Genomic DNA, 18945 nt, shown 5'->3' with positions numbered 1-18945 from the left:
CTGTGAGGTGACTAATCAAATGCCGCGCCGGGTGCAGAGACACGCGCCGGCCCCGAGACAAGGAGTCCCGCGTCAGCCCCATGCCGTTCATTCACCGCGATACCGCCAGTCCCCGGCCCTCGACCGGTCGTCATTCCCGAAACAGCAGAGCCCGCGCCGCCCGAACGCCGTGCCGTCCATGAGCGACACCCGCCTCTTCCGCTCGCTGCGTATCTACAACTATCGGGTCTGGGCCGCCGGCGCGCTGGTCTCCAACGTCGGCACCTGGATGCAGCGTGTCGCTCAGGACTGGCTGGTACTCACCGTACTCACCGATCACAACGCCAGTGCCGTGGGCATCACCATGGCCCTGCAGTTCGGGCCGCAACTGCTGCTGCTGCCGCTGACCGGCTATGCGGCCGACCATGTCGATCGCCGCCGCCTGATCATGCTCACCCAGGCCCTGCTCGGCCTCCTGGCGCTGGGGCTCGGGCTGGTGACCGTCAGCGGCGTGGTCACGCTGTGGCAGGTCTACGCCTTCGCCCTGGGGCTGGGCTGCGTCAGCGCCTTCGATGCACCGGCGCGACAGACCTTCGTCAACGACCTGGTCGGCGAGCAGTACCTCTCCAACGCGGTGGCGCTCAACTCGACCTCGTTCAACGCCGCGCGCATGGTCGGCCCCGCCGTGGCCGGGCTGCTGATCGCCGCCGTCGGCACCGGCTGGGTGTTCCTGATCAATGCCATCTCCTTCGCCACCGTACTCGGGTCGCTGTGCCTGTTGCGCGTCCAGGAACTGCACGCCGCCGCGCGCCCGCCGCGCAAGGCCGGCGACCTGACCGGAGGCTTCCGCTACGTCTGGCGGCGCCGGGACCTGATGGCAATGCTGCTGATGCTGTTCCTGATCGGTACCTTCGGCTTCAACTTCCCGATTTACATCTCGACCATGTCGGTCAGCGTCTTTCACGGCGATGCGGGCCAATACGGGCTTTTGACCTCCTGCCTGGCGGTCGGCTCGGTGATCGGCGCGCTGCTGGCCGCCCGCCGCGAGCGCCCGCGGGTGCGCCTGCTGTGCTTCGCCACCCTGAGCTTCGGCATTTTTTGTGCAGCGGCGGCGTTCGCCCCCAACGAATACCTGTTCGCCGCGGCGCTGACGGTCATCGGTCTTTCCGCACTGACCTTCATGACCGCTGCCACGGCGCTCATGCAACTCTCCACGGAACCCTCGATGCGCGGTCGGATCATGGCCCTGCGCATCGCCGTCACCATGGGCGGCACGCCCATCGGTGCCCCCATCGTCGGCTGGATAGCCGATCAGGCCGGCCCGCGTTGGGCCATGGCGGTGGGTGCCGCAGCCGGCATCGTGGCCGCGACGATCGGGGGATGGCTGGTGTTGCAGGCGCGGCGGGCGCGCGACCGTGGCGAATGACGTGATGGTGGTCTGCATGCTCCTAAACGCCGCCGGTCGCGACCGGCGGCGTGTTCTGGCGGGCGAGGATCACGTTCTCCTGGGCGGCAACCCCATCTTTTCCAGCGTCAGCGTTTCATCGGCGCGCCCCCAGCCGCCATCGGCGACCTCCTCCACCAGCACCATGGTGTAGGGGCGCACCGCCTCGCCGAAATACTCGACGAACAGGTCGGTGGTGCGGTGGACGATCTCTTCCTTGCGGGCGTGATCCAGGATGCCCTCGGGAAACTTGTAGTTGGCAAATGGCATTGTTTCTATCCTCGAAAAGATCGGTTTCAGACCATGCCGCCGTTGACGCGCAGGATCTGGCCATTGACCCAGCCGCCCTGCGGCCCGGCCAGAAACGCCACGACATCGGCGATTTCATCGGGCTGGCCCAGACGCTCGAACGGCGCCAGGTTGGCGATCGACTGGACCTGCTCCTCGCTCTTGCCCGCGAAGAACAGCTCGGTCGCCACCGGCCCCGGCGCCACGCCATTGACCGCGATCTTCCGGCCACGCAGCTCGTTGGCCAGCACCTTCACCAGCCCTTCGACGCCGGCCTTGCTGGCGATATAAGCGGCGTACCCCGGGAACGATTTCCCCAGCACCGAGGAAGAGAGCGCGATGATGCGGCCGCCCTCCTCGAGCACGTCGGCGGCTTTCGCCATCACCAGCCAGCTGCCGCGCAGATTGGTCGCCAATGTCTTGTCGAGAACGGCGACGTTGTCGGTGGTCAGTTTCGCCATCTGCATCATCCCGGCGTTGTTGACCACCGCGTCGAGCCGCCCGAACGTCTCCAGCGCCTGCGCGAACAAGCGCCCCACCGCATCCGGGTCGGCGATGTCGGCCTGCACCGCCAGCGCCCGGCCACCCCGGGCCTCGATATCGGCCACGGCCTGCTCGGCGAGGGAATCGCTGCCCGCATAGTTGACCACCACGGCAAAGCCGTCGGCGGCGAGCTTTTGTGCGATGGCGCGGCCGATACCGCGAGAGGCGCCGGTTACCAGAGCGACCTTTTGCGTTGCATCAGTCATGATTCGATGTCTCCAGGAATGGGGTTGTCGGCAAAACGAAGCCACGCAACCGAGTGGCGTGGCGACAGTATTGGCATTTCTTCCAGCTGGATAAATCCGCTAATCTGCCAACACTATTCAGAGGAGATGAACAATCGAATGGACCGTTTCGATGCCATGACGCTTTTCGTGCGCATCGTCGAGCGCGGCAGCTTCACCAAGGCGGCCAATGCGCTCGACATCCCCCGTGCGACCGCCACGCTGGCGATTCAGCAACTGGAGAGCCGCCTCGGCGTGCGCCTGCTGGAGCGCACCACGCGGCAGGTGCGCCCGACATCGGAAGGCGCGGCGTACCATGAGCGCTGCGTGCAGCTATTGGCGGAACTCGAGGACGCCGAAGCGATCCTGCAACCGGTGGCGAGCAATCCCAGCGGTGTATTGCGCATCGAACTCCACGGCACTCACGCCACCCGGATCGTGCTACCGCGCATCGATGACTTTCACGCTCGCTACCCTCGCCTGGAACTGATCGTCACCAGCGGCGACCGGCTCGTCGATCTGGTCGGCGAAGGGGTCGACTGCGCGGTGCGAGGCGGCACGCCGGGCGACTCGACACTCGTCGCCCGAAAACTGGCCGAGCTCCCGCAGGTCATCTGCGCCAGCCCCGCTTATCTCGCCCGGATGGGCACGCCCGAGACGCCGGAGGCGCTGCGCGATCACCACGCGGTCCGCTTCGTCTCGGGAAACAGGGCGCCGGACGCCGAACTGGAACTGCTGGTCGATGGACGGACCCGCGCCTTCGCCGCTGGTGGCTGGATGACCGTCAACGACGCCGAGAATTACGTCGTCAGCGCGCTAAGCGGCTGCGGGCTGATTCAGGTGCCCCGCTTTCATCTCGAGAAGGCGCTGGCCGACGGCGACCTGGTGGAAGTGCTGGAAAGATGGGAGAAGCCGACGCTGCCGATCCATCTGGTCTACCCGCACCGGCGACAGCTTTCACCCCGGGTGCGGGTATTCGCCGAGTGGCTGGCCGATCTTTATGCCGAACGCTTTGGCACTAACCGCCAGGCCACCGCCACGAAACGTGAGACGCCCGCTTCGCGGAAATTGAGCGAATCCTGAAGCACGTCCTTGCGCGACAGTTCGGTAGTCGCGTAACGCTCGGCGTAGTGGCGTTCGACCTCCTCGGGCGGCACAGGAAACGGCGGGCCATTTTTCTCGGCAGAGTCATACTCGAAAGTGATCAGCAGTTGCGGCGCGCCATCGGTCAGCGCCAGGCCATGTTCGGCGTAGGCGAGCCTCATCGCGGGCGGAAAGGCAACCAATGCGGCGCGATCATAGACCAAGTCGACCGGGCCACCTACTTATTGAGGGCTGCGTTCCGACGCTAGCACACGGCCGAAAGGTTGAACGATGATGGACAGCGGGGGTATGATGCATATATGTAGCAAAAACGCTGCATTTCTGTAGAGGGATTTGGCTATGAGTGCTGAAGCAATCATCGAGCCGTCTGACTATGATGCTCCCGATACCTTCGACCAGTTCATTGCTGACTTGAAAGCCCGAGCACGCCGCGCCAAGAGCCCCATCATCAGTCCGAGGATGTTCTGCCTTGCCCTGGGCATGGATGTTCAGACGCTGGCTGCCCGGGCTCACGTGCATCGCGTAACGGTGAACCGTGCCCAAGGGGCCGAGAAGCTGCAAGCCTATCTACGGGACGCCGTACGCATCATGGGCGCCGCCGCCGAGATAAATGGCAGCTTTCATGATGCCGCGTTCTGGTTTCGCAACGAGCCGGTTAGCGCATTCGACTACAAGACACCTGAGCAGTTGGTCAGTGAGGGCCGAACAGAGGATCTATTGCGCTACGTCCAATCGATTGGTGCGGGCGCGGCTGGATGATCCTTACCAGTCTGACAGACCAACCGGCTTATCGTGTCCATGTCCCCCGCTGGGCAATCGCGCCAACCAGCGGGGCTGGTGCCGCCCAGCTGGTTGCTCGGCGACCTGGCCATGGAGGCTGGCGCCAGCGGAATTCTGTTTCCATCGATGGCCAACCCGGGCGGTGTAAATCTTGTGGTCTACACCGACGCACTGGGCGACCGGGACAAGCTCGATGCTTACGACCCTGACGGCCAGTTGCCTGTCGACCAAACTTCCTGGCCGTAACTGCGGCATCGTTTCCTGTCACACAGTCCTCTATCTCCACCTGAGACCTGCAAGACATCGAGAATTACGTCGTCCAACGCGCTCAAGGGTTGCGAGCTGATTCAGGTGCCCCGCTTTCATCTCGAGCAGGCGCTGGCCGACGGCGACCTGGTGGAAGTGCTGGAAAGATGGGAGAAGCCGACGCTGCCGATCCATCTGGTCTACCCGCACCGGCGTCAGCTTTCGCCCCGGGTGCGGGTATTCGCCGACTGGCTGGCCGATCTTTATGCCGAACGCTTTGCCAATAGCCGTCAAGCGATCTAGCCAAAGCGAGATACACCTACCTCACGAACCAGGCGACGATCCGCCGAGACGTCTGCGATTGCTTCACCGACCGCGGGGCAAATTGAGCGTCACCAGCGAGACCCCGACAATCACCACGGCCGCGCCCACTACCTGGCTGAGGGTGATCGGCGTACCCAGCAGTCCATAGCCGAGCACCATCGTCACCACCGGCAGCAGATTGAGCGAGGTCGCGGTACGGCTCGGACCGACCAGCAGCAGCGCGCGGTTGTAGCAGAGCAGCGCGACAAACGACGGTCCGAGGCCCAGGTACAGCATCGCCGCCAGGGCCTGGCCATCGAGATGCCACGAAGCATCCAGCAGCATATTCTCCAATACCGCCAGCGGCGCTAGAAATGCCACCGCGATCCCCGTCATGGGCACCAGCGACGCATAGAAGGGAATGCGGCCCAGCCATTGGCGCACCGCCAGCGTGTAGAGCACCCAGGAAGCGATGGCCCCGACCACGAAGGCATCGCCGACCTGAAGGCGCTGCAGGATCGCCAGCGGATTACCCTCCGCCACCACCCAGGCCGCTCCGAACGCGGACATCAGGATACCCGTCCATTTGAGGCCACCCAGGCGCTCGCGGAAGAACAGCGCCATCACCAGCGCCGTCACCGCCGGAATCATGCTCTCCAGCACCGCCACGTTGGTGGCTTCGCTCGTCTCGAGCGCGGAGTAGAGCGTGGCGTTGAACAGCGCCATCCCTGTGATGGCCATCACCGTCAACGCCCTGGCCTGTTGTCGCAGGGCGTGACGCTGCCGCCACGCGGCGTGACCGAAGCAGACCAGCACCACGACGAAGACCACCAGCATCCGTCCCAGCGCCAGCGTCAGCGGCGGCAAGCTGGCGGTCACCAGCTTGCCGACCAGCAGATTGCCGGCGAACAGCAGGATCACCACACACAGATAGATGACGGCGCGAATGGGCACGAGAAAGCCACCTGGCAGAAGCCATGAGAGATGCGCCGGTGTACACAAGCCTTCAAGGATGGCTGCACCAACGCTGATGAGCCCGATACGTTAGTGGAGCGATAAGCTTAAGGCCAGTCGGCGACCCGCTGACCACCGCCGCGATGCTCGTTCATGCTCATCGTGGTGCGGATCTGTTCGGCATCTTCCCCCGTAACCGGGGGTAGACGATCACGGCGGATGCCATATCCCCATCCGGCTGCCACTGAACAACGCACTGGGTTTATCTCTAGACAGTGCTGAAATAGACTGCCGGCGTCACTCCTAGCATTCGCTTGAACAAAGCAATGAAGGCGCTGACACTGTCGTAACCGAGATCGAGAGCGACGGTCGTGACCGGGGTGCCCTCGGCCAGCATCTCCAACGCGCGCATCAATCGCGCCCGCTGCCGCCAGACGGTATAGCTGTAACCGGTCTCTACCACGAAGCGGCGGCTCATTGTGCGCTCCGATATCCCCGCCCATGTTGCCCATGCGGCCATCCCGCGCCGATCGCCCGGATCGTCAAGCAAGGCTCGCGCGATGAGGACGAGGCGGGGATCGCTCGGCATCGGTAGATTGAAGGGTTCGCTGGGGGCGGCGCAAAGCTCGTCGAGGAGAACCATGGCGAGTCGCCATTGTCCCGCGTCCATTTCCCGCCCCTGCCAACGCGAAGCACGGATCACGGCCTCGCGCAAAAGTCCCGACGCCTTGATCGTGCAGGGTCGGTCCGGCAGCTTCGAACAGGCAGTTTCGGCAATGTAACAGCTCCAGCTCTCCACCGCGCCATGGGTATAGCCATAATGCGGCTGATGGGGAGGGAGCCAGACCGCTTGGTCGGCGGGAACGACCCAAGCACCAGCCTCCGTGCCTATCGTAAGCAGGCCCCGCCGCAGGCCGGAGAGTTGGCCACGCGGATGACTGTGCATGCCCATGTCGCGATGCTCCGCCGGCGTCTCATAGATGGCGACGATGATCGGTTCGCAAGTATCACTCACGGCGAGGACGAACCTTTCTTCATCCATGGCATCATCTCGCTATTGATTGGCTGCCATAGCTTAGCGCCGCCTCCGGTCACCCGCTAGGATGTTTGCAACAGGAGATAGGAGTCAGCAAATGACCCAGCAGAGCCCCCTTTCCACACCTGATCTCGACCGACTTTATGACCCGCCGCTGGACCACATCCAGAAGGCGGTCATGCCGGAACTCATCTCATTTCATGCCGAGTATCTTGCAAAGGCGACCTTCTTCTGCCTCGCCACTGGTTGCGAGACGGGGCTGGATGCTTCGCCCCGCGGCGGCCCACCGGGTTTCGTCAAGGTGCTGGATCCAAAGACGGTCGCCTTTGCCGATTGGCCGGGCAACAATCGCATCGAGTCCATGCGAAACCTGAGGGAAGACGACCGCTTGGGCATGCTGTTCCTGTTCCCAGGCCTTGACGTCTTCATGCGGATCAATGGACACGGCCGCATCACTGATGACGTGGATCTTCGCACCCAATTGGCGGAAGGGACGAAGACGCCCAAGACCGCTATCGTCGTGACGGTGGACGAAGTGCTGTTCCATTGTGGAAAGGCGGTGAACCGGGCCCGACTATGGAACCCAGCTTCATTGATCGACCGCAAGAGCCTACCGACGCCAGGGAAAATGCTGGCCGCCATGACCAAGCAGGATGCTTCCATCGCCGATGCAATCGATGCGAAGTACGATCACGCGATGCGGAACGATCTCTACGGCTGAGCCCCCTTCTTTCTCCATGCACCAAGGGGGGCGTGACATTGAATCGGACGGCTTCATCAAGCGCCGGTTTTCGGTTCATCCGCTTCCACCAGTTGCTGCCAGTTCGCGCAACTGAGCACCAAGCGCTCGCGGAAGAGCGCGCCGTCCCCGTACCCGGCATCACTGCCTTGGCCTGCTGCCATAAGGGCATGACGCAGCCTCAACCTGGGAAACGACTTGACTACGGCACAGCTCGACGACCTGCGGCTTATCATACCGCATCACGCACGAAGCGATTCAGGCACACCTCCCGGAAACGGTCGTTCGTTCAGCGAGGCGTTGCGTCACGCTCGAGGTAACCCGCCACCTCCCCCAGTTACAATCCGAACATCAGCGAGCGATGCGCCGCCAGCCCGGCCATCGCCCCATCCGCCACGGCGAAGGTGACCGAGCCCGCCGCACGGGCGACATCGCCGCAGGCGAAGATGCCGGCAATCGAGGTCGCCTGCATCGCATCGGTCTTGACCACCTCGCCCATCGGCGTCTCCTCCAGCTCGCAGCCGATCCGGGTCACCAGCGGACCGAGCCGGATGCGCGGCGCCACGAACAGGCCGGAAAGCGCAAAGACCCGGCCGTCGCGCATCGCGAGTTCGAGCCCCGTGCTCGGTTCGTCCCGTCCGGCGAGGCGTTCCACCACGCCCCGCTCGATCCGCGTGCCGCGCGCGCCCAGTTGGGTCAACTGATCGGCATCGGGCTCGAAGGCATCATTGAGAAACAGCGTGGTCTCGCCCCAGTCCGGCAGCATCAGGCCGTGATGCATCGAAAGTTCGGAACTCGCCAGCACGCCGATGCCGCTCCGTCCGAGTTCGAAACCGTGACAGTAGGGGCAATGAAAGACGCGCCGGCCCCACTGCTCGGCCAGGCCGGGAACATCCGGCAGTTCATCGCTCACCCCCGCCGCCAGGATGACGCGCCGCGCCTTGACCGTGTGGCCCTCGGTCAGCGCCACCGAGAAGTCATCCGCCGCGCCGGTGACGGATTCCACCCGCCCCGAGCGCCACTCGACCGTCGCGTACTCCATCAACTGACTGCGCCCCTCGGCGGCAATTTCCGCCGGCGGCGTGCCGTCCTGGGTCAGGAAGCCGTGCGAGTGGGAGGCGAAGCGATTGCGCGGCTCGCCGGCGTCGACGACCAGAACCCGCCGCCGCGCCCGCGCCAACTGCAATCCCGCCGTCATCCCCGCGTAGCTGCCACCGATAATCACTGCATCGAACGTCATGATCATGACCTCGCCCTCGATCCGTTCAAATAAATATGTATCTTTTATTGATACATTAAAAGATACAAACGTCAATGCGCCGTTTCAGGGCGGTGCAGGGGGGACGGTTTTGAGTAAGGTAGAAGGATCAGTGAGCGGGAAACCGATAGCCATTACGCGTGGCGATCTCGTCGAACTGACTCGCCAGCTCGGCCAGCGTGACCGCCCCCAGGCGCGCGATCAGCAACGCCTCCGCCTCGCGCATGGCGTCGAAGATCACCGCGTTGACCACCTGCTCGACCGCGCAATCGGGATTCTCGCGGTCGGTGCCGATGGCGAAGATGCGCGGCCCGCCAACGGCGTTGTGCACGTCCAGCAGCGTGACGCGGTTCAGGTCGCAGCCGATCCGCCAGCCGCCGTTGCGGCCCTTCTCGGCGCGTACGTAGCCGGCCTTGCGCAGTCCTGCCAGGGTCCGCCGCACCACGGCGGCGTTGGTGTCCAGCATCGTCCCGATCTGCTCGGAACTGATGGGCTGGTCCTGGCGTGCCATGTGCAGCAGCACGTGAAGCATGCGGGAAAGACGGCTATCGGTTCTCACGGCGTTCGTCATTCGAAAACTGGAGGGGCAGATTAACATGGCGATACGGTGACAGCAGAGGCCATCTCTTGATGGGCATAGGTCAAGGTCGCCGTAACAGATCGGCAGTCAATTCTTCCACACCTGTTACGCCCAACAATGCCATGTTGCGTTCTATTTCGGCGCCAAGCAGCGAAACGGCCCTATCCACACCCGATTCACCCGCGATGCTGGCCGCGTAGTTAAAGGGCCGCCCCAGAAATACGAAACTGGCTCCCAACGAAAGAGCCTTGAGCACCTGGCTGCCGCGGCGAAAGCTACCGTCGATCATTACCGGCACGGCTCCATCTACCGCCGCCAATACCTCGGGCAGCATGGTCAGCGGTGCCACGGTGTTATCGAGCTGACGACCCCCATGGTTGGAGACAATCAAGCCATCTGCCCCGGCGTTCACAGCACGCCGTGCATCCTCGGGGTGCAGGATGCCCTTTACCACCAAGGCCCCCTTCCAGCGCGCCCGAACCCGCTCAAGGGTCGACCAGTCGAGATGGCGACGGCCCGAGAAATCACGATTGACGTTCTTTGCGAGCACCGGCACGCCGCGTGTCGCAGCGTTGTTCTCGAAGTGCGGTACCCCATGACGCCACAAGGTCCTCAGGAAGGTCCCGAATAGCCACCGCGGTCGCACCATGCCGTCCCGGGCCAGGCGCAGACTGGGCCTCAGCGGCGATGAGAAGCCGGCACGCCGGTGATTCTCGGGATTGGGCGGCACGGCGTAATCTACGGTGATTACCAGCTTGCCGAACCCGGCCCGCTCGACGCGCGCCAGCAGGGCGTCGATCCCTTCCGGGCTCCCGGGCAGGTAGGCCTGGAACCAGTCCGAGCCGCCCGGCCCCACCAGCGCCTCCATGGGAATCAGCGAGGTGCCACTAACGATCATGGGGATCCCGGCATCGGCCGCCGCCCGCGCCAGTACAAGATCGCCGCGATAGGCCGTCAGGGCACTGATGCCCATGGGCGCGATGCCGAAAGGGTAGGCATAGCGCTGTCCGAAGAGCTCGGTTTCGGTGGACACTGCGGAGACATTCACCAGTGCCCGCGGCAGAAACGCGTACTTATCGAAGGACTCACGACTGGCTCGTGCGGTACCGCCATCCTCGGCCACACTGGCCACGTAACCGAAGAGCGGCCGTGGCAAATGCCGTCGAGCAGCCCGCTCGAAATCGTCGAGGCTCAGGATTTGTTCCAGCCGACGGGACATCATACCCCCTTGGCTTCAGCGACAGTCCGCCGCCAGACATCCTCATTGACGGCGTTGAGCGGGCCGCTACCGGTCAATGCCCCCACCAGGTTATCGACCGCCAGCTGTGCCATGGCTTCGCGGGTTTCATGGGTCGCCGAGCCGATGTGCGGCGTGGTCACGACATTGTCCATGGTCGCCAATGGCGAGTCGGCCGGCAGCGGCTCCTCGGCAAAGACATCGAGCCCTGCCGCACGAATCCTACCGCAGCACAGAGCCTCGATCAGCGCCGGCTCGTCGACCACCTTGCCTCTCGCTACATTGACCAGTGCCGCGGAAGGCTTCATCCGCGCCAGGGCATCGGCATCAATCAGGTGATGGGTTGCGTCGTTGTAGGGCACGCTCAAGCAGACGATATCCGCTTCAGCCAGCAGGCCATCGAGGTCGCGCCGCTGCGCCCTCAGGTCCCGTTCAAGCGCCGGCTTGGATGAAGCGGCCGTGTAGAGTATGGGCATCTCGAAACCCAGCGCTCCACGCCGGGCAATGGCCGCGCCGATACGTCCTGCTCCCACGATGCCCAGTGTCTTGCCGTGCACGTCGACGCCGAAGTGCTCGCGGCCGATATGCGTTTTCCACTCCCCTTCGCGTACCAGGTTGGCCAGCTCCACCAGCCGCCGCTGAGTCGCCATGATCAGCGCGAAGGCCGTGTCGGCGGTGGTTTCAGTAAGCACATCTGGCGTATTGCAAAGTAAAATGCCACGTCGATTAATGGCCTTGAGAGGCAGGTGGTCATAGCCCACCGAAATGGTCGATACTACTTGCAGTGCCGACGCCTCGGCCAGCATCGCCTCATCAAGATCCAGCTTGCCCCCGATCAGGCCATGGGCCTTGGAAAGCGCTGCCATGAAATCAGCGCGATTTGATTCGTCCACATTCTCGAAGTAGTCGACCTCGGCAACCTCGGAAAGAGCCTCAAGGTGGGCCTTACTGAGCCGCCGTACGGCGACAATACGCCACGTTTTCGTTTGCTCAGCCATGGCTCGCCTCACCCACGCCTTCCATCCGGAAACCTGTCGCTTTAAGCGAAGACACGAGTTCAGAGGCACGCTGCTCCTCCAGCTCTACCAAGGGCGGGCGTAAGCGCCGCCAATCGTCCATTCCCGAAAAGTGGGCCGTCGCCGCTTTCATGGCAGGAATCAGGGGGTACTGTTCAAACAGGTCTCGCACCACGTTAAGGCGCTGCTGACGCTCGTCGGCATCGCTTTCCTGCCAATGCCGCGCCAACTCAACGATGGCCGCCGGATTGACGTTGGCAGTGGCACTGATGCAGCCAGCGCCGCCGGCCCGCAGTGTATTCAACAGATACCGTTCGCTACCCGCATACACGGCAAAATCCTGCCCGGCAAAGCGCTCGGTCAGCGCTTGGGTGTGGGCCCAATCACCGCCGCTGTCCTTGATGCCGGCCATGATGCCTGGGAAAGCATCGCGTAGCCGTTCGATCAGTTCGAGCGAAAGCGGCACCTGAGTGACCGGCGGGATATGGTAAAGATAGATCCGCAGGCGCGAATCTCCGACAAGGTTGATCACTTCACTGTAGTAGCGAAACAGGCCTTCATCGCTGACACCCTTGTAGTAGAACGGCGGCAACATCAGCACGCCGGCACAGCCTGCCGCCACCGCCTCGCGGGTCAGCGACACACAGTCACCGATCGCGCAGTTACCGGTGCCGGGCATCACCCTGGAGGGATCGACACCACCCTCCATCAGAGCTTCCAGCAGCCCCTTTTTCTCGGCCACCGTCATTGAGTTGGCCTCGGAGTTGGTGCCGAACACTGCCAGCCCGACTCCGTTCGAGGCCAGCCATTGGCAGTGCGATACAAAACGCTGGGAGTTCGGCGCCAAGTCGGCGCCGAAGGGCGTAATAACTGGTGACCAGACGTCTCCACGCGATTGGGACATGACATTCCTCCTTGTTGTAAGGTCGTTAGTGCCAAGGTTCGATGGCGTAACGCTCCAGCGCAGCCTGATCGAAGCCGAAGCCGAGCCCCGGGGTGGTGGGCAGTATCAGGTGCCCGTCTGCGAACTCCAGTTGTGTATCCACCAGGCGTCGGAAGTTGAGCACTTGGTCGTCGGCAAAGAACTCCACCATGTTCACGTTGGGCGCCGAGGCCACCAGATGAACATGCAGGTCGTGGAACCAGTGCGGATAAATGTCCACACCGAAACTGGCCGCCGTTGCGGCAATACGCCGAAACTCAGTGATGCCTCCGCACACCGCCGCATCGGTCTGCAGGATCATGGCCGCTTCCTTGTCGAGCAGCTCCTTGAAGCGCCAGCGTCCAGCCTCGATTTCACCGGTGGCCACCGGCACCGGTGTGCGCTCCGCCAGGCGACGATGGTTGTCGGTGTCATCGGGACTGAACGGCTCCTCGATCCAGAACGGATCATAGGGTTCGGCCATGCGCATGAAGACCAGCGCCGAAGGCAGATCCCGCCAGGCATTGTTGGCATCGAGCATCACCTGCACGTTGGGACCCACCGCCTCGCGCACCGCCGCCAGTCGTGCCTCCTCACCGGCCAGGTCCTCGCGCCCTACCTTCATCTTTACCGCCGCAAAGCCCTTTGCCACGTAGCCGGCCATCTCCTCACCGAGCATCTCGGGCGACTTGCCATCCAGGTAGTAGCCTCCACTGGCATAAGCCGGCACGCTGTGCGTATTGCTGGCACCCAGATACTTGTAGAGCGGCAGGTTCGCCGCTCGGGCGTTACGATCCCACAACGCGGTATCCAGGATACTGATCGCCCGCATCACCGAACCGCAGCGGCCGTGCAGCAGCGATTCCTGATACATCGCCTGCCATAGCGCCTCGGTGGTATGGGCGTCCGCCCCTACCAGCACCGGACGCAGCAGCTCCCTCACCGCATTCGCCACCAGCGAACCGGCATTGTTGCCGCCATAGCAGAAGCCGATGCCCACATGCCCGTCATCGCCCGCCACTTCGACCAACACGTAATCGCGCTTGAGAACCTGACGATTGGAAAAGCTTGTGGGATTGTCCAGCGGCACATTGACCGTCCGGGCACGCACCTCGGTTATCGTTGTCATGCTGAAATCCTCGTATGGGGGCGATCACTCCGCCTGAGTACGCGCGCGCAGCGCGACTCGCAACCAGCGGAAAAATGGCGTGGCCTGCAGCACCGAAAAGACCGCAATGCACAGCAGCACTACGGCGATCGGGCTGGTCAGGAAGATGCTGAGATTGTTCTGACCGATCAGCATCGATTGCTGGAAACTGGTCTCCATGACCGGCCCCAGAATCAGCCCGATCACCATTGGCGCCGGCGATACGCCGGCCTTGTTCATCCAGTAACCGAACAGTCCGAACCCCAGCATCAACCCAACCTCGAACAGGCTGTTGTTGATGGCAAAGGCGCCGATCACGCACAGCGTGATGATGGAGCAGGCCACGAAACTATCAGGCACCCGCGTTACGCTTACACATAGCCGGGTGAACAGCAGCCCCACCAGCAGTAGGCCAACGTTGGCGAAAATCACCGCCCAAATCAGGGTGTAGGTGACATCGCCATAGTCCGTTAGCAAGTTAGGCCCCGGCAGGATTCCCTGTACCATCAGCGCACCCAACAGGATCGCGGTAGAGGAACTGCCAGGGATGCCCAGGGCAATGGTGGGTATCAAGGCACCCCCCACCACCGCATTGTTGGCCGATTCAGGAGCCGCCACCCCGGCGATGTCGCCCTTGCCGAAGCGGCTCTTATCCTTGGCGAATCGCTTGGCCTCGTTATAGGCGAACCAACTGGCAGTATCGCCGCCGGTTCCCGGAATAAGGCCGGTGATGATGCCAATACCGCCGGAGCGGAAAATATTGGGTAGCAAGCGGCGAATCTCGGCGAATGGCGGAACTAACCTGTCGGTAATCTTGCTTGCAACCTTCTGGGGACCATGGGCATTCTCGATCAGTATCAGCGCCTGGGGGATCGAGAACAGGCCGATCAGCGCTACGGTAAATTCGATGCCCGAGAACAGGTTGATGATGCCGAAGGTCATTCGTGGCGTTCCGGTGATTAGATCCATGCCTACCGTGCTCACCAGTAACCCCAAGGTACCGGAGAGCAGGCCACTGACTACCGAGCCCTGGGAGAGAGAGCCAATGATGGTGATGCCCAAAACAGCGATCGCGAACAGCTCTATCGGGCCGAACTTGAGCACCAGCACCCCAAGCAACGGCGCCGCGGTGAGCAGCGCGATGCCGCTCATCAGGCCACCGATAAAGGATGAAAAGAGCGAGACCCCTAACGCCCTCCCGGCCTGGCCCTGTTGCGACAGAGGAAAGCCATCGAGCACCGTAGCCGCGGCCGAAGGCGTGCCAGGTGTGCGCAGTAGAATGGCGGCGATCGAACCACCATAAGAAGCCCCCACATAAAGCGCGGCCAACATGCTTAGCCCCGTAGCGGGATCCATGCCGAAGGTCAAAGGTAGCAATAGCGCCAGTGCCATAGTCGCAGAGAGCCCTGGCATGGCTCCCACGAACAGACCCAGCAAGGTGCCGCCTAGTATCAGGGAGATATTGGTGAACGTAATGACGTTGGTCAGGCCCACCAGAACGAGGTTATCCATATGGCTAGACTCCAGGAGCCGGCGTCAGACATACGCTCCCAACCACTGCGACGCCCTGTCCAGGCAACGCGAAGCAGGGAAGAAGGCATGCCAAGTTTGTCGTTACAAGGAAAGCATTGGCGGCAGTAGCGGCACCGGCAGGCCCAGAAAGCCGATGAAAACCGCGCACACCACCGTGACCAGCAGCACGATGCCTATTGCTGCGAAGCGCCAGGAGACGTGTCCGATCATCGCCAGGGCCACGACCATGAAGCCAACAGTGGCGACCAGATACCCCAATATCGAAATGCTGTAGAGGTAGAGCGCGGCCAGCAGGAAGGCCAGCATAGCCTTCCATGGCTTGCTTCGATCGGCCCGCCCGCTGACGGTTGTCTCCTCCGGGGTGACATCATCGGGGATGGAAGGCGCTGTCCCATTGGCCGACATCTGGCGGCGACGCATGGTGCTGAACAACTCTTGGCCCACCATGGCCGTTCCCAGCAGGGCCACGACCACCGAATAGATCAGGGGCATGTTCGCCGCCTTATCGGGGTAACCCAGCGCAGTGACATAGAAGGTCGCTGCCAAGCCAATGGCGAATACTCCCAGAACCAGACGGCTTACATTCATCTCACACCCCTTGTCGATCGCCGTATTCCGCTGCTAGCCCAGTGCCTTACTGGTTGACCTCATCCTTGACATCGGCCCAGATATCTTCGAACTGCCCTTCCATCTCCTGCATCATCTGGCCGTAGTCGTCGCCGGTCTGGATGTCGAGATTCATGGCACGTTCCTGAGCAGTCTTCTTGAAGTCTTCGTTCTCCTTGAGGGCCTCGAAGGCAGCGATAAGCTCCTTGCGAGCCTCATCCGGGATGCCCGCCGGTGCGCTATACCCGCGCGAAGAGCCCGCCACTACGTCGATGTCTTTCTCCATCACGGTGGGCACGTCAGGAAGGATATCCAGACGCTCGCGGGTAAACACCGCCAACGGCCTCAAGCTACCCGATTTGATGTGCCCGTAGACGTTGCCGAGGTTATTGAAGCTGGCATCGATCTTGCCGCCCAAGGCCGCCGTGGCCGAAGGCCCATCGCCCTGGAATGGTACTTTCTGGAAGGAAAGGCCGGTCGCTTTCTCGATCATGATGGTGGAGAAGAAGTCATCCCCGCCGACACCCGAGTTGCCTACCGTAATTTCACCTGGGCGTTCCTTGGCTGCGGCGAAGAAGTCCTCCACGGTCTTATAAGGGCTGTCTTTCGGCACCACGATAATGCCCGGGTCGGTCACCACGTTGGCGATCGGTGTCAGCTCGTCGATCGAGTAATGGATCGAGTCGTTCATGATGTAGTTCGTCATCAACATCGGGGTGTTGGTGATGCTGACGACGCTGCCATCGACAGGCGACTGCTTGGTGAGGCGGGTCCAGGCGATGGCCCCGGTGGCCCCGGGTAGATACTCATTGATGAACTCTACGCCCAGCGATTCCCGCAAGAACGGCTGGGTCAACTGAGCCAAGGCATCGCTGCCTCCACCCGCCTTGAACCCTTGAAGCACCTTGATCTCGTCGGCTGCCGAATACTCCGCCTGAGCGGCTCCGGAAAGCATCAGGGTAGATAGCAGGGTAGCGGCGTAAGCTCCACGCATTTTCATCGTTATTACCTCAAGTGCTGTTTGTCGTTGTGCTGCACATTGGCGCGCAAGTCGTGCTTGCACGATCCAACGTAGTTCGTCATCAACAAGATTGTCAATAATCTTGTCAATTATCTCTGAACAGCCTAGCCTAGCGTTCAAGAACCGTGTCAACGGGCCCTCCGACAAGCCGCGAACAAGACAGAGGAAACCGCGATGAGCCAGGACTTTCATAACGGCAACAACGGTAGCAACGGCGAAGACAACGAACGTCAGGAGCCGGCCGACAAGCGTACATTGGGCATGTCCAACCGCTTGACCAACTATGGCGACTCGGAATTCTCGCTATTCCTGCGCAAGGCCTTCATCAAGGGCATGGGCTACACCGACGACGCCCTTTCCCGCCCGGTCATTGGCATCGCCAACACCTACAGCGGCTACAACGCCTGTCACGGCAACGTCCCTGGGCTTGTCGAGAGCGTAAAGCGCGGCGTAATGCTCGCCGGCGGTCTGCCGGTCGACTTTCCCACCATTACCCTTCACGAGTCCTTCGCAAACCCCACCAGCATGTACCTGCGCAATCTCATGGCGCTGGATACCGAAGAGATGATCCGTGCCCAGCCTATGGATGCCGTGGTGCTGATCGGCGGCTGCGACAAGACCGTCCCCGCCCAGTTGATGGCCGCCGCCAGCGCCGGTGTCCCGACGGTACAGGTGGTCACCGGCCCCATGCTCGCTGGTTCGCACCGTGGTACGCGTGTCGGCGCCTGCACCGACTGCCGCCGCTACTGGGCCGCCTATCGTGGTAAGGACATCGATAAGACGGAGATCAATGAAGTCAACGACAAACTGGTCCCCACAGTGGGCACCTGCTCGGTGATGGGCACCGCCAGCACCATGGCCTGCCTTGCCGAGACCCTGGGCATGATGCTGCCCAACAGTGCCACCGCGCCGGCCGTCTATGCCGACCGTCAACGCATCGCCGAGCAGTCCGGGGCCCGGGCCGTGGCACTCGCCCATGCCGGCATTACTCCTGACCAGATCCTCACGCCCGAGGCCTTCGAAAACGCCTTGCGCGTACTGCTTGCGCTGGGAGGTTCAACCAATGCCCTGATTCACCTGACCGCCATTGCGGGTCGCCTGGGCATCGATATCGACCTTGAAGCGTTCGATCGCATGAGCCAGGAGACCCCCGTACTGATGGATCTCAAACCCTCGGGAGAGGGTTACATGGAGGATCTGCACCGAGCCGGCGGCCTGCCCACCCTGCTGCGCGAGCTAAAACCGCTGCTGCATCTGGAAGCCAAGACCATCAACGGCCTCACCCTGGGTGAGAACATCGATGCCGCCGTGCATCTCATCGATCAGAAAGTCGTGCGCCCCAGGAAGGATCCCATCTACGCCCAGGGCGGTATCGCCGTATTGCGTGGCAACCTGGCCCCTGCCGGCGCCATCATCAAGCAGTCGGCTGCCTCGGCCGAGCTGATGACACACCGCGGCCGCGCCGTGGTGTTCACCGGGCTGGAGGATCTGGCCAAGCGTATCGATGACCCGGCCCTGGATGTACAGGCCGACGATGTGCTGGTGTTGCAAAACATCGGGCCAAAAGGAGCGCCGGGCATGCCCGAGGCGGGCTACATACCGATACCCAAGAAGCTCGCCGCCCAGGGTGTCAAGGATATGGTGCGCATCTCGGACGGGCGCATGAGCGGCACGGCGGCAGGCACCATCGTGCTCCACGTCTCCCCGGAATCCTACGAGGGCGGCCCGCTGGGATTGGTGCGCAACGGAGATTTCATTTCGCTGGACGTCGCCAACAACCGTTTAGACCTGGAGGTGGACGAGGCGGAACTCGACTCACGACGCCAGGCTTTTCAGGCCGAGGAGAGTGGCACTCCACTGCTGGGCTATCGACGCCTGTTCATGGAGCAGATCCTTCAAGCCGAGCAGGGCTGTGACTTCCGCGCCTGCCGCCCGGAACCCACCTGCCGGGTACCGAGGCAGCATGAAGCCTGAAGGCGAGCTTG

The 18945-nt window shown here is 62.5% G+C and carries 21 protein-coding genes; 7 read left to right on the top strand and 14 right to left on the bottom strand.

The genetic code is table 11. The annotated features are described in order from the left end of the window. Positions 1–178: 178 nt before the first annotated feature. Entirely contained in the window at positions 179–1405 is a 1227-nt protein-coding gene (locus HR9077_RS20400; RefSeq protein WP_136069135.1) for an MFS transporter, read from the top strand. A gap of 69 nt (positions 1406–1474) precedes the next feature. On the opposite strand, the gene HR9077_RS20395 is transcribed toward HR9077_RS20400, so the two are convergent. Beyond that, positions 1475–1693, bottom strand: coding sequence for a tautomerase family protein (locus HR9077_RS20395; protein WP_136069134.1), 219 nt, complete (start codon positions 1691–1693; stop codon positions 1475–1477). 26 nt (positions 1694–1719) lie between these two features. Further along, positions 1720–2460, bottom strand: coding sequence for an SDR family oxidoreductase (locus HR9077_RS20390; RefSeq protein WP_136069133.1), 741 nt, complete (start codon positions 2458–2460; stop codon positions 1720–1722). Between the two features lie 138 nt (positions 2461–2598). Here HR9077_RS20390 and HR9077_RS20385 point away from each other — a divergent pair, with 138 nt between their 5' ends. Continuing rightward, positions 2599–3561 carry a LysR family transcriptional regulator gene (locus tag HR9077_RS20385; protein WP_136069132.1) on the top strand — a complete coding sequence of 321 codons (963 nt, stop codon included), beginning with the start codon at positions 2599–2601 and terminating at the stop codon, positions 3559–3561. On the opposite strand, the gene HR9077_RS20380 is transcribed toward HR9077_RS20385, so the two are convergent. Beyond that, positions 3477–3785, bottom strand: a complete 309-nt coding sequence (locus tag HR9077_RS20380) for a class I SAM-dependent methyltransferase (protein WP_136069131.1) — start codon at positions 3783–3785, stop codon at positions 3477–3479. The genes HR9077_RS20385 and HR9077_RS20380 overlap by 85 nt on opposite strands. 136 nt (positions 3786–3921) lie before the next feature. Between HR9077_RS20380 and HR9077_RS20375 the strand changes: the two genes are divergently transcribed. The 3 genes from HR9077_RS20375 to HR9077_RS20365 all read left to right on the top strand — a co-directional run bounded on the left by HR9077_RS20375 (position 3922) and on the right by HR9077_RS20365 (position 4911). Continuing rightward, a complete protein-coding gene (locus HR9077_RS20375) occupies positions 3922–4341 on the top strand; it encodes a DUF2384 domain-containing protein (RefSeq protein ID WP_136069130.1) in 420 nt (139 codons plus the stop codon). A 39-nt stretch (positions 4342–4380) separates the two neighbouring features. After that, positions 4381–4608 (top strand): RES family NAD+ phosphorylase, encoded by a 228-nt coding sequence (locus HR9077_RS22400; RefSeq protein WP_348532941.1) that lies wholly within the window; start codon positions 4381–4383, stop codon positions 4606–4608. A 105-nt stretch (positions 4609–4713) separates the two neighbouring features. After that, complete coding sequence (locus tag HR9077_RS20365; protein ID WP_244613389.1) at positions 4714–4911, top strand: LysR substrate-binding domain-containing protein; 198 nt, start codon at positions 4714–4716, stop codon at positions 4909–4911. Positions 4912–4974: 63 nt separating this feature from the next. Here the strand turns inward: HR9077_RS20365 and HR9077_RS20360 are convergent, their stop codons facing one another. Then, the gene (locus HR9077_RS20360) at positions 4975–5865 is read right to left on the bottom strand and encodes a DMT family transporter (RefSeq protein WP_136069128.1); all 891 of its coding nucleotides are present in this window, start codon (positions 5863–5865) and stop codon (positions 4975–4977) included. Between the two features lie 268 nt (positions 5866–6133). Continuing rightward, positions 6134–6907 carry an AraC family transcriptional regulator gene (locus HR9077_RS20355; RefSeq protein ID WP_136069127.1) on the bottom strand — a complete coding sequence of 258 codons (774 nt, stop codon included), beginning with the start codon at positions 6905–6907 and terminating at the stop codon, positions 6134–6136. Positions 6908–6998: 91 nt separating this feature from the next. Here HR9077_RS20355 and HR9077_RS20350 point away from each other — a divergent pair, with 91 nt between their 5' ends. Then, on the top strand, positions 6999–7622 hold the full coding sequence (locus HR9077_RS20350; RefSeq protein ID WP_136069126.1) for an MSMEG_1061 family FMN-dependent PPOX-type flavoprotein: 624 nt from the start codon (positions 6999–7001) through the stop codon (positions 7620–7622). A gap of 355 nt (positions 7623–7977) precedes the next feature. Here the strand turns inward: HR9077_RS20350 and HR9077_RS20345 are convergent, their stop codons facing one another. The 9 genes from HR9077_RS20345 to HR9077_RS20305 form a co-directional block, all read right to left on the bottom strand. Further along, complete coding sequence (locus tag HR9077_RS20345) at positions 7978–8880, bottom strand: NAD(P)/FAD-dependent oxidoreductase (protein WP_136069227.1); 903 nt, start codon at positions 8878–8880, stop codon at positions 7978–7980. A 127-nt stretch (positions 8881–9007) separates the two neighbouring features. Next, positions 9008–9457 carry an Rrf2 family transcriptional regulator gene (locus tag HR9077_RS20340; protein ID WP_348532939.1) on the bottom strand — a complete coding sequence of 150 codons (450 nt, stop codon included), beginning with the start codon at positions 9455–9457 and terminating at the stop codon, positions 9008–9010. Positions 9458–9539: 82 nt separating this feature from the next. After that, positions 9540–10697 (bottom strand): alpha-hydroxy acid oxidase, encoded by a 1158-nt coding sequence (locus HR9077_RS20335; protein WP_244613387.1) that lies wholly within the window; start codon positions 10695–10697, stop codon positions 9540–9542. After that, complete coding sequence (locus HR9077_RS20330) at positions 10697–11713, bottom strand: 2-hydroxyacid dehydrogenase (protein WP_136069123.1); 1017 nt, start codon at positions 11711–11713, stop codon at positions 10697–10699. The genes HR9077_RS20335 and HR9077_RS20330 overlap by 1 nt, the downstream gene beginning before the upstream one ends. Beyond that, positions 11706–12635, bottom strand: a complete 930-nt coding sequence (locus HR9077_RS20325; protein WP_136069122.1) for a dihydrodipicolinate synthase family protein — start codon at positions 12633–12635, stop codon at positions 11706–11708. The genes HR9077_RS20330 and HR9077_RS20325 overlap by 8 nt, the downstream gene beginning before the upstream one ends. A gap of 25 nt (positions 12636–12660) precedes the next feature. After that, on the bottom strand, positions 12661–13782 hold the full coding sequence (locus HR9077_RS20320; protein ID WP_136069121.1) for a mandelate racemase/muconate lactonizing enzyme family protein: 1122 nt from the start codon (positions 13780–13782) through the stop codon (positions 12661–12663). Positions 13783–13806: 24 nt separating this feature from the next. Continuing rightward, positions 13807–15312, bottom strand: a complete 1506-nt coding sequence (locus HR9077_RS20315) for a tripartite tricarboxylate transporter permease (RefSeq protein ID WP_136069120.1) — start codon at positions 15310–15312, stop codon at positions 13807–13809. Positions 15313–15414: 102 nt separating this feature from the next. Next, positions 15415–15921 (bottom strand): tripartite tricarboxylate transporter TctB family protein, encoded by a 507-nt coding sequence (locus HR9077_RS20310; RefSeq protein ID WP_136069119.1) that lies wholly within the window; start codon positions 15919–15921, stop codon positions 15415–15417. A gap of 46 nt (positions 15922–15967) precedes the next feature. After that, positions 15968–16939, bottom strand: coding sequence for a tripartite tricarboxylate transporter substrate binding protein (locus tag HR9077_RS20305; RefSeq protein ID WP_136069118.1), 972 nt, complete (start codon positions 16937–16939; stop codon positions 15968–15970). Positions 16940–17134: 195 nt separating this feature from the next. On the opposite strand from HR9077_RS20305, the gene HR9077_RS20300 reads away from it, so the two are divergent. Beyond that, positions 17135–18934, top strand: coding sequence for an IlvD/Edd family dehydratase (locus HR9077_RS20300; RefSeq protein ID WP_136069117.1), 1800 nt, complete (start codon positions 17135–17137; stop codon positions 18932–18934). Positions 18935–18945: the final 11 nt, after the last annotated feature.

This window comes from Modicisalibacter radicis (assembly GCF_900961225.1).
Classification (GTDB): Bacteria; Pseudomonadota; Gammaproteobacteria; order Pseudomonadales; family Halomonadaceae; genus Modicisalibacter.
Note: the sequence above shows the minus strand (reverse complement) of the source record. Positions and strands in the feature narration are given on the sequence as shown.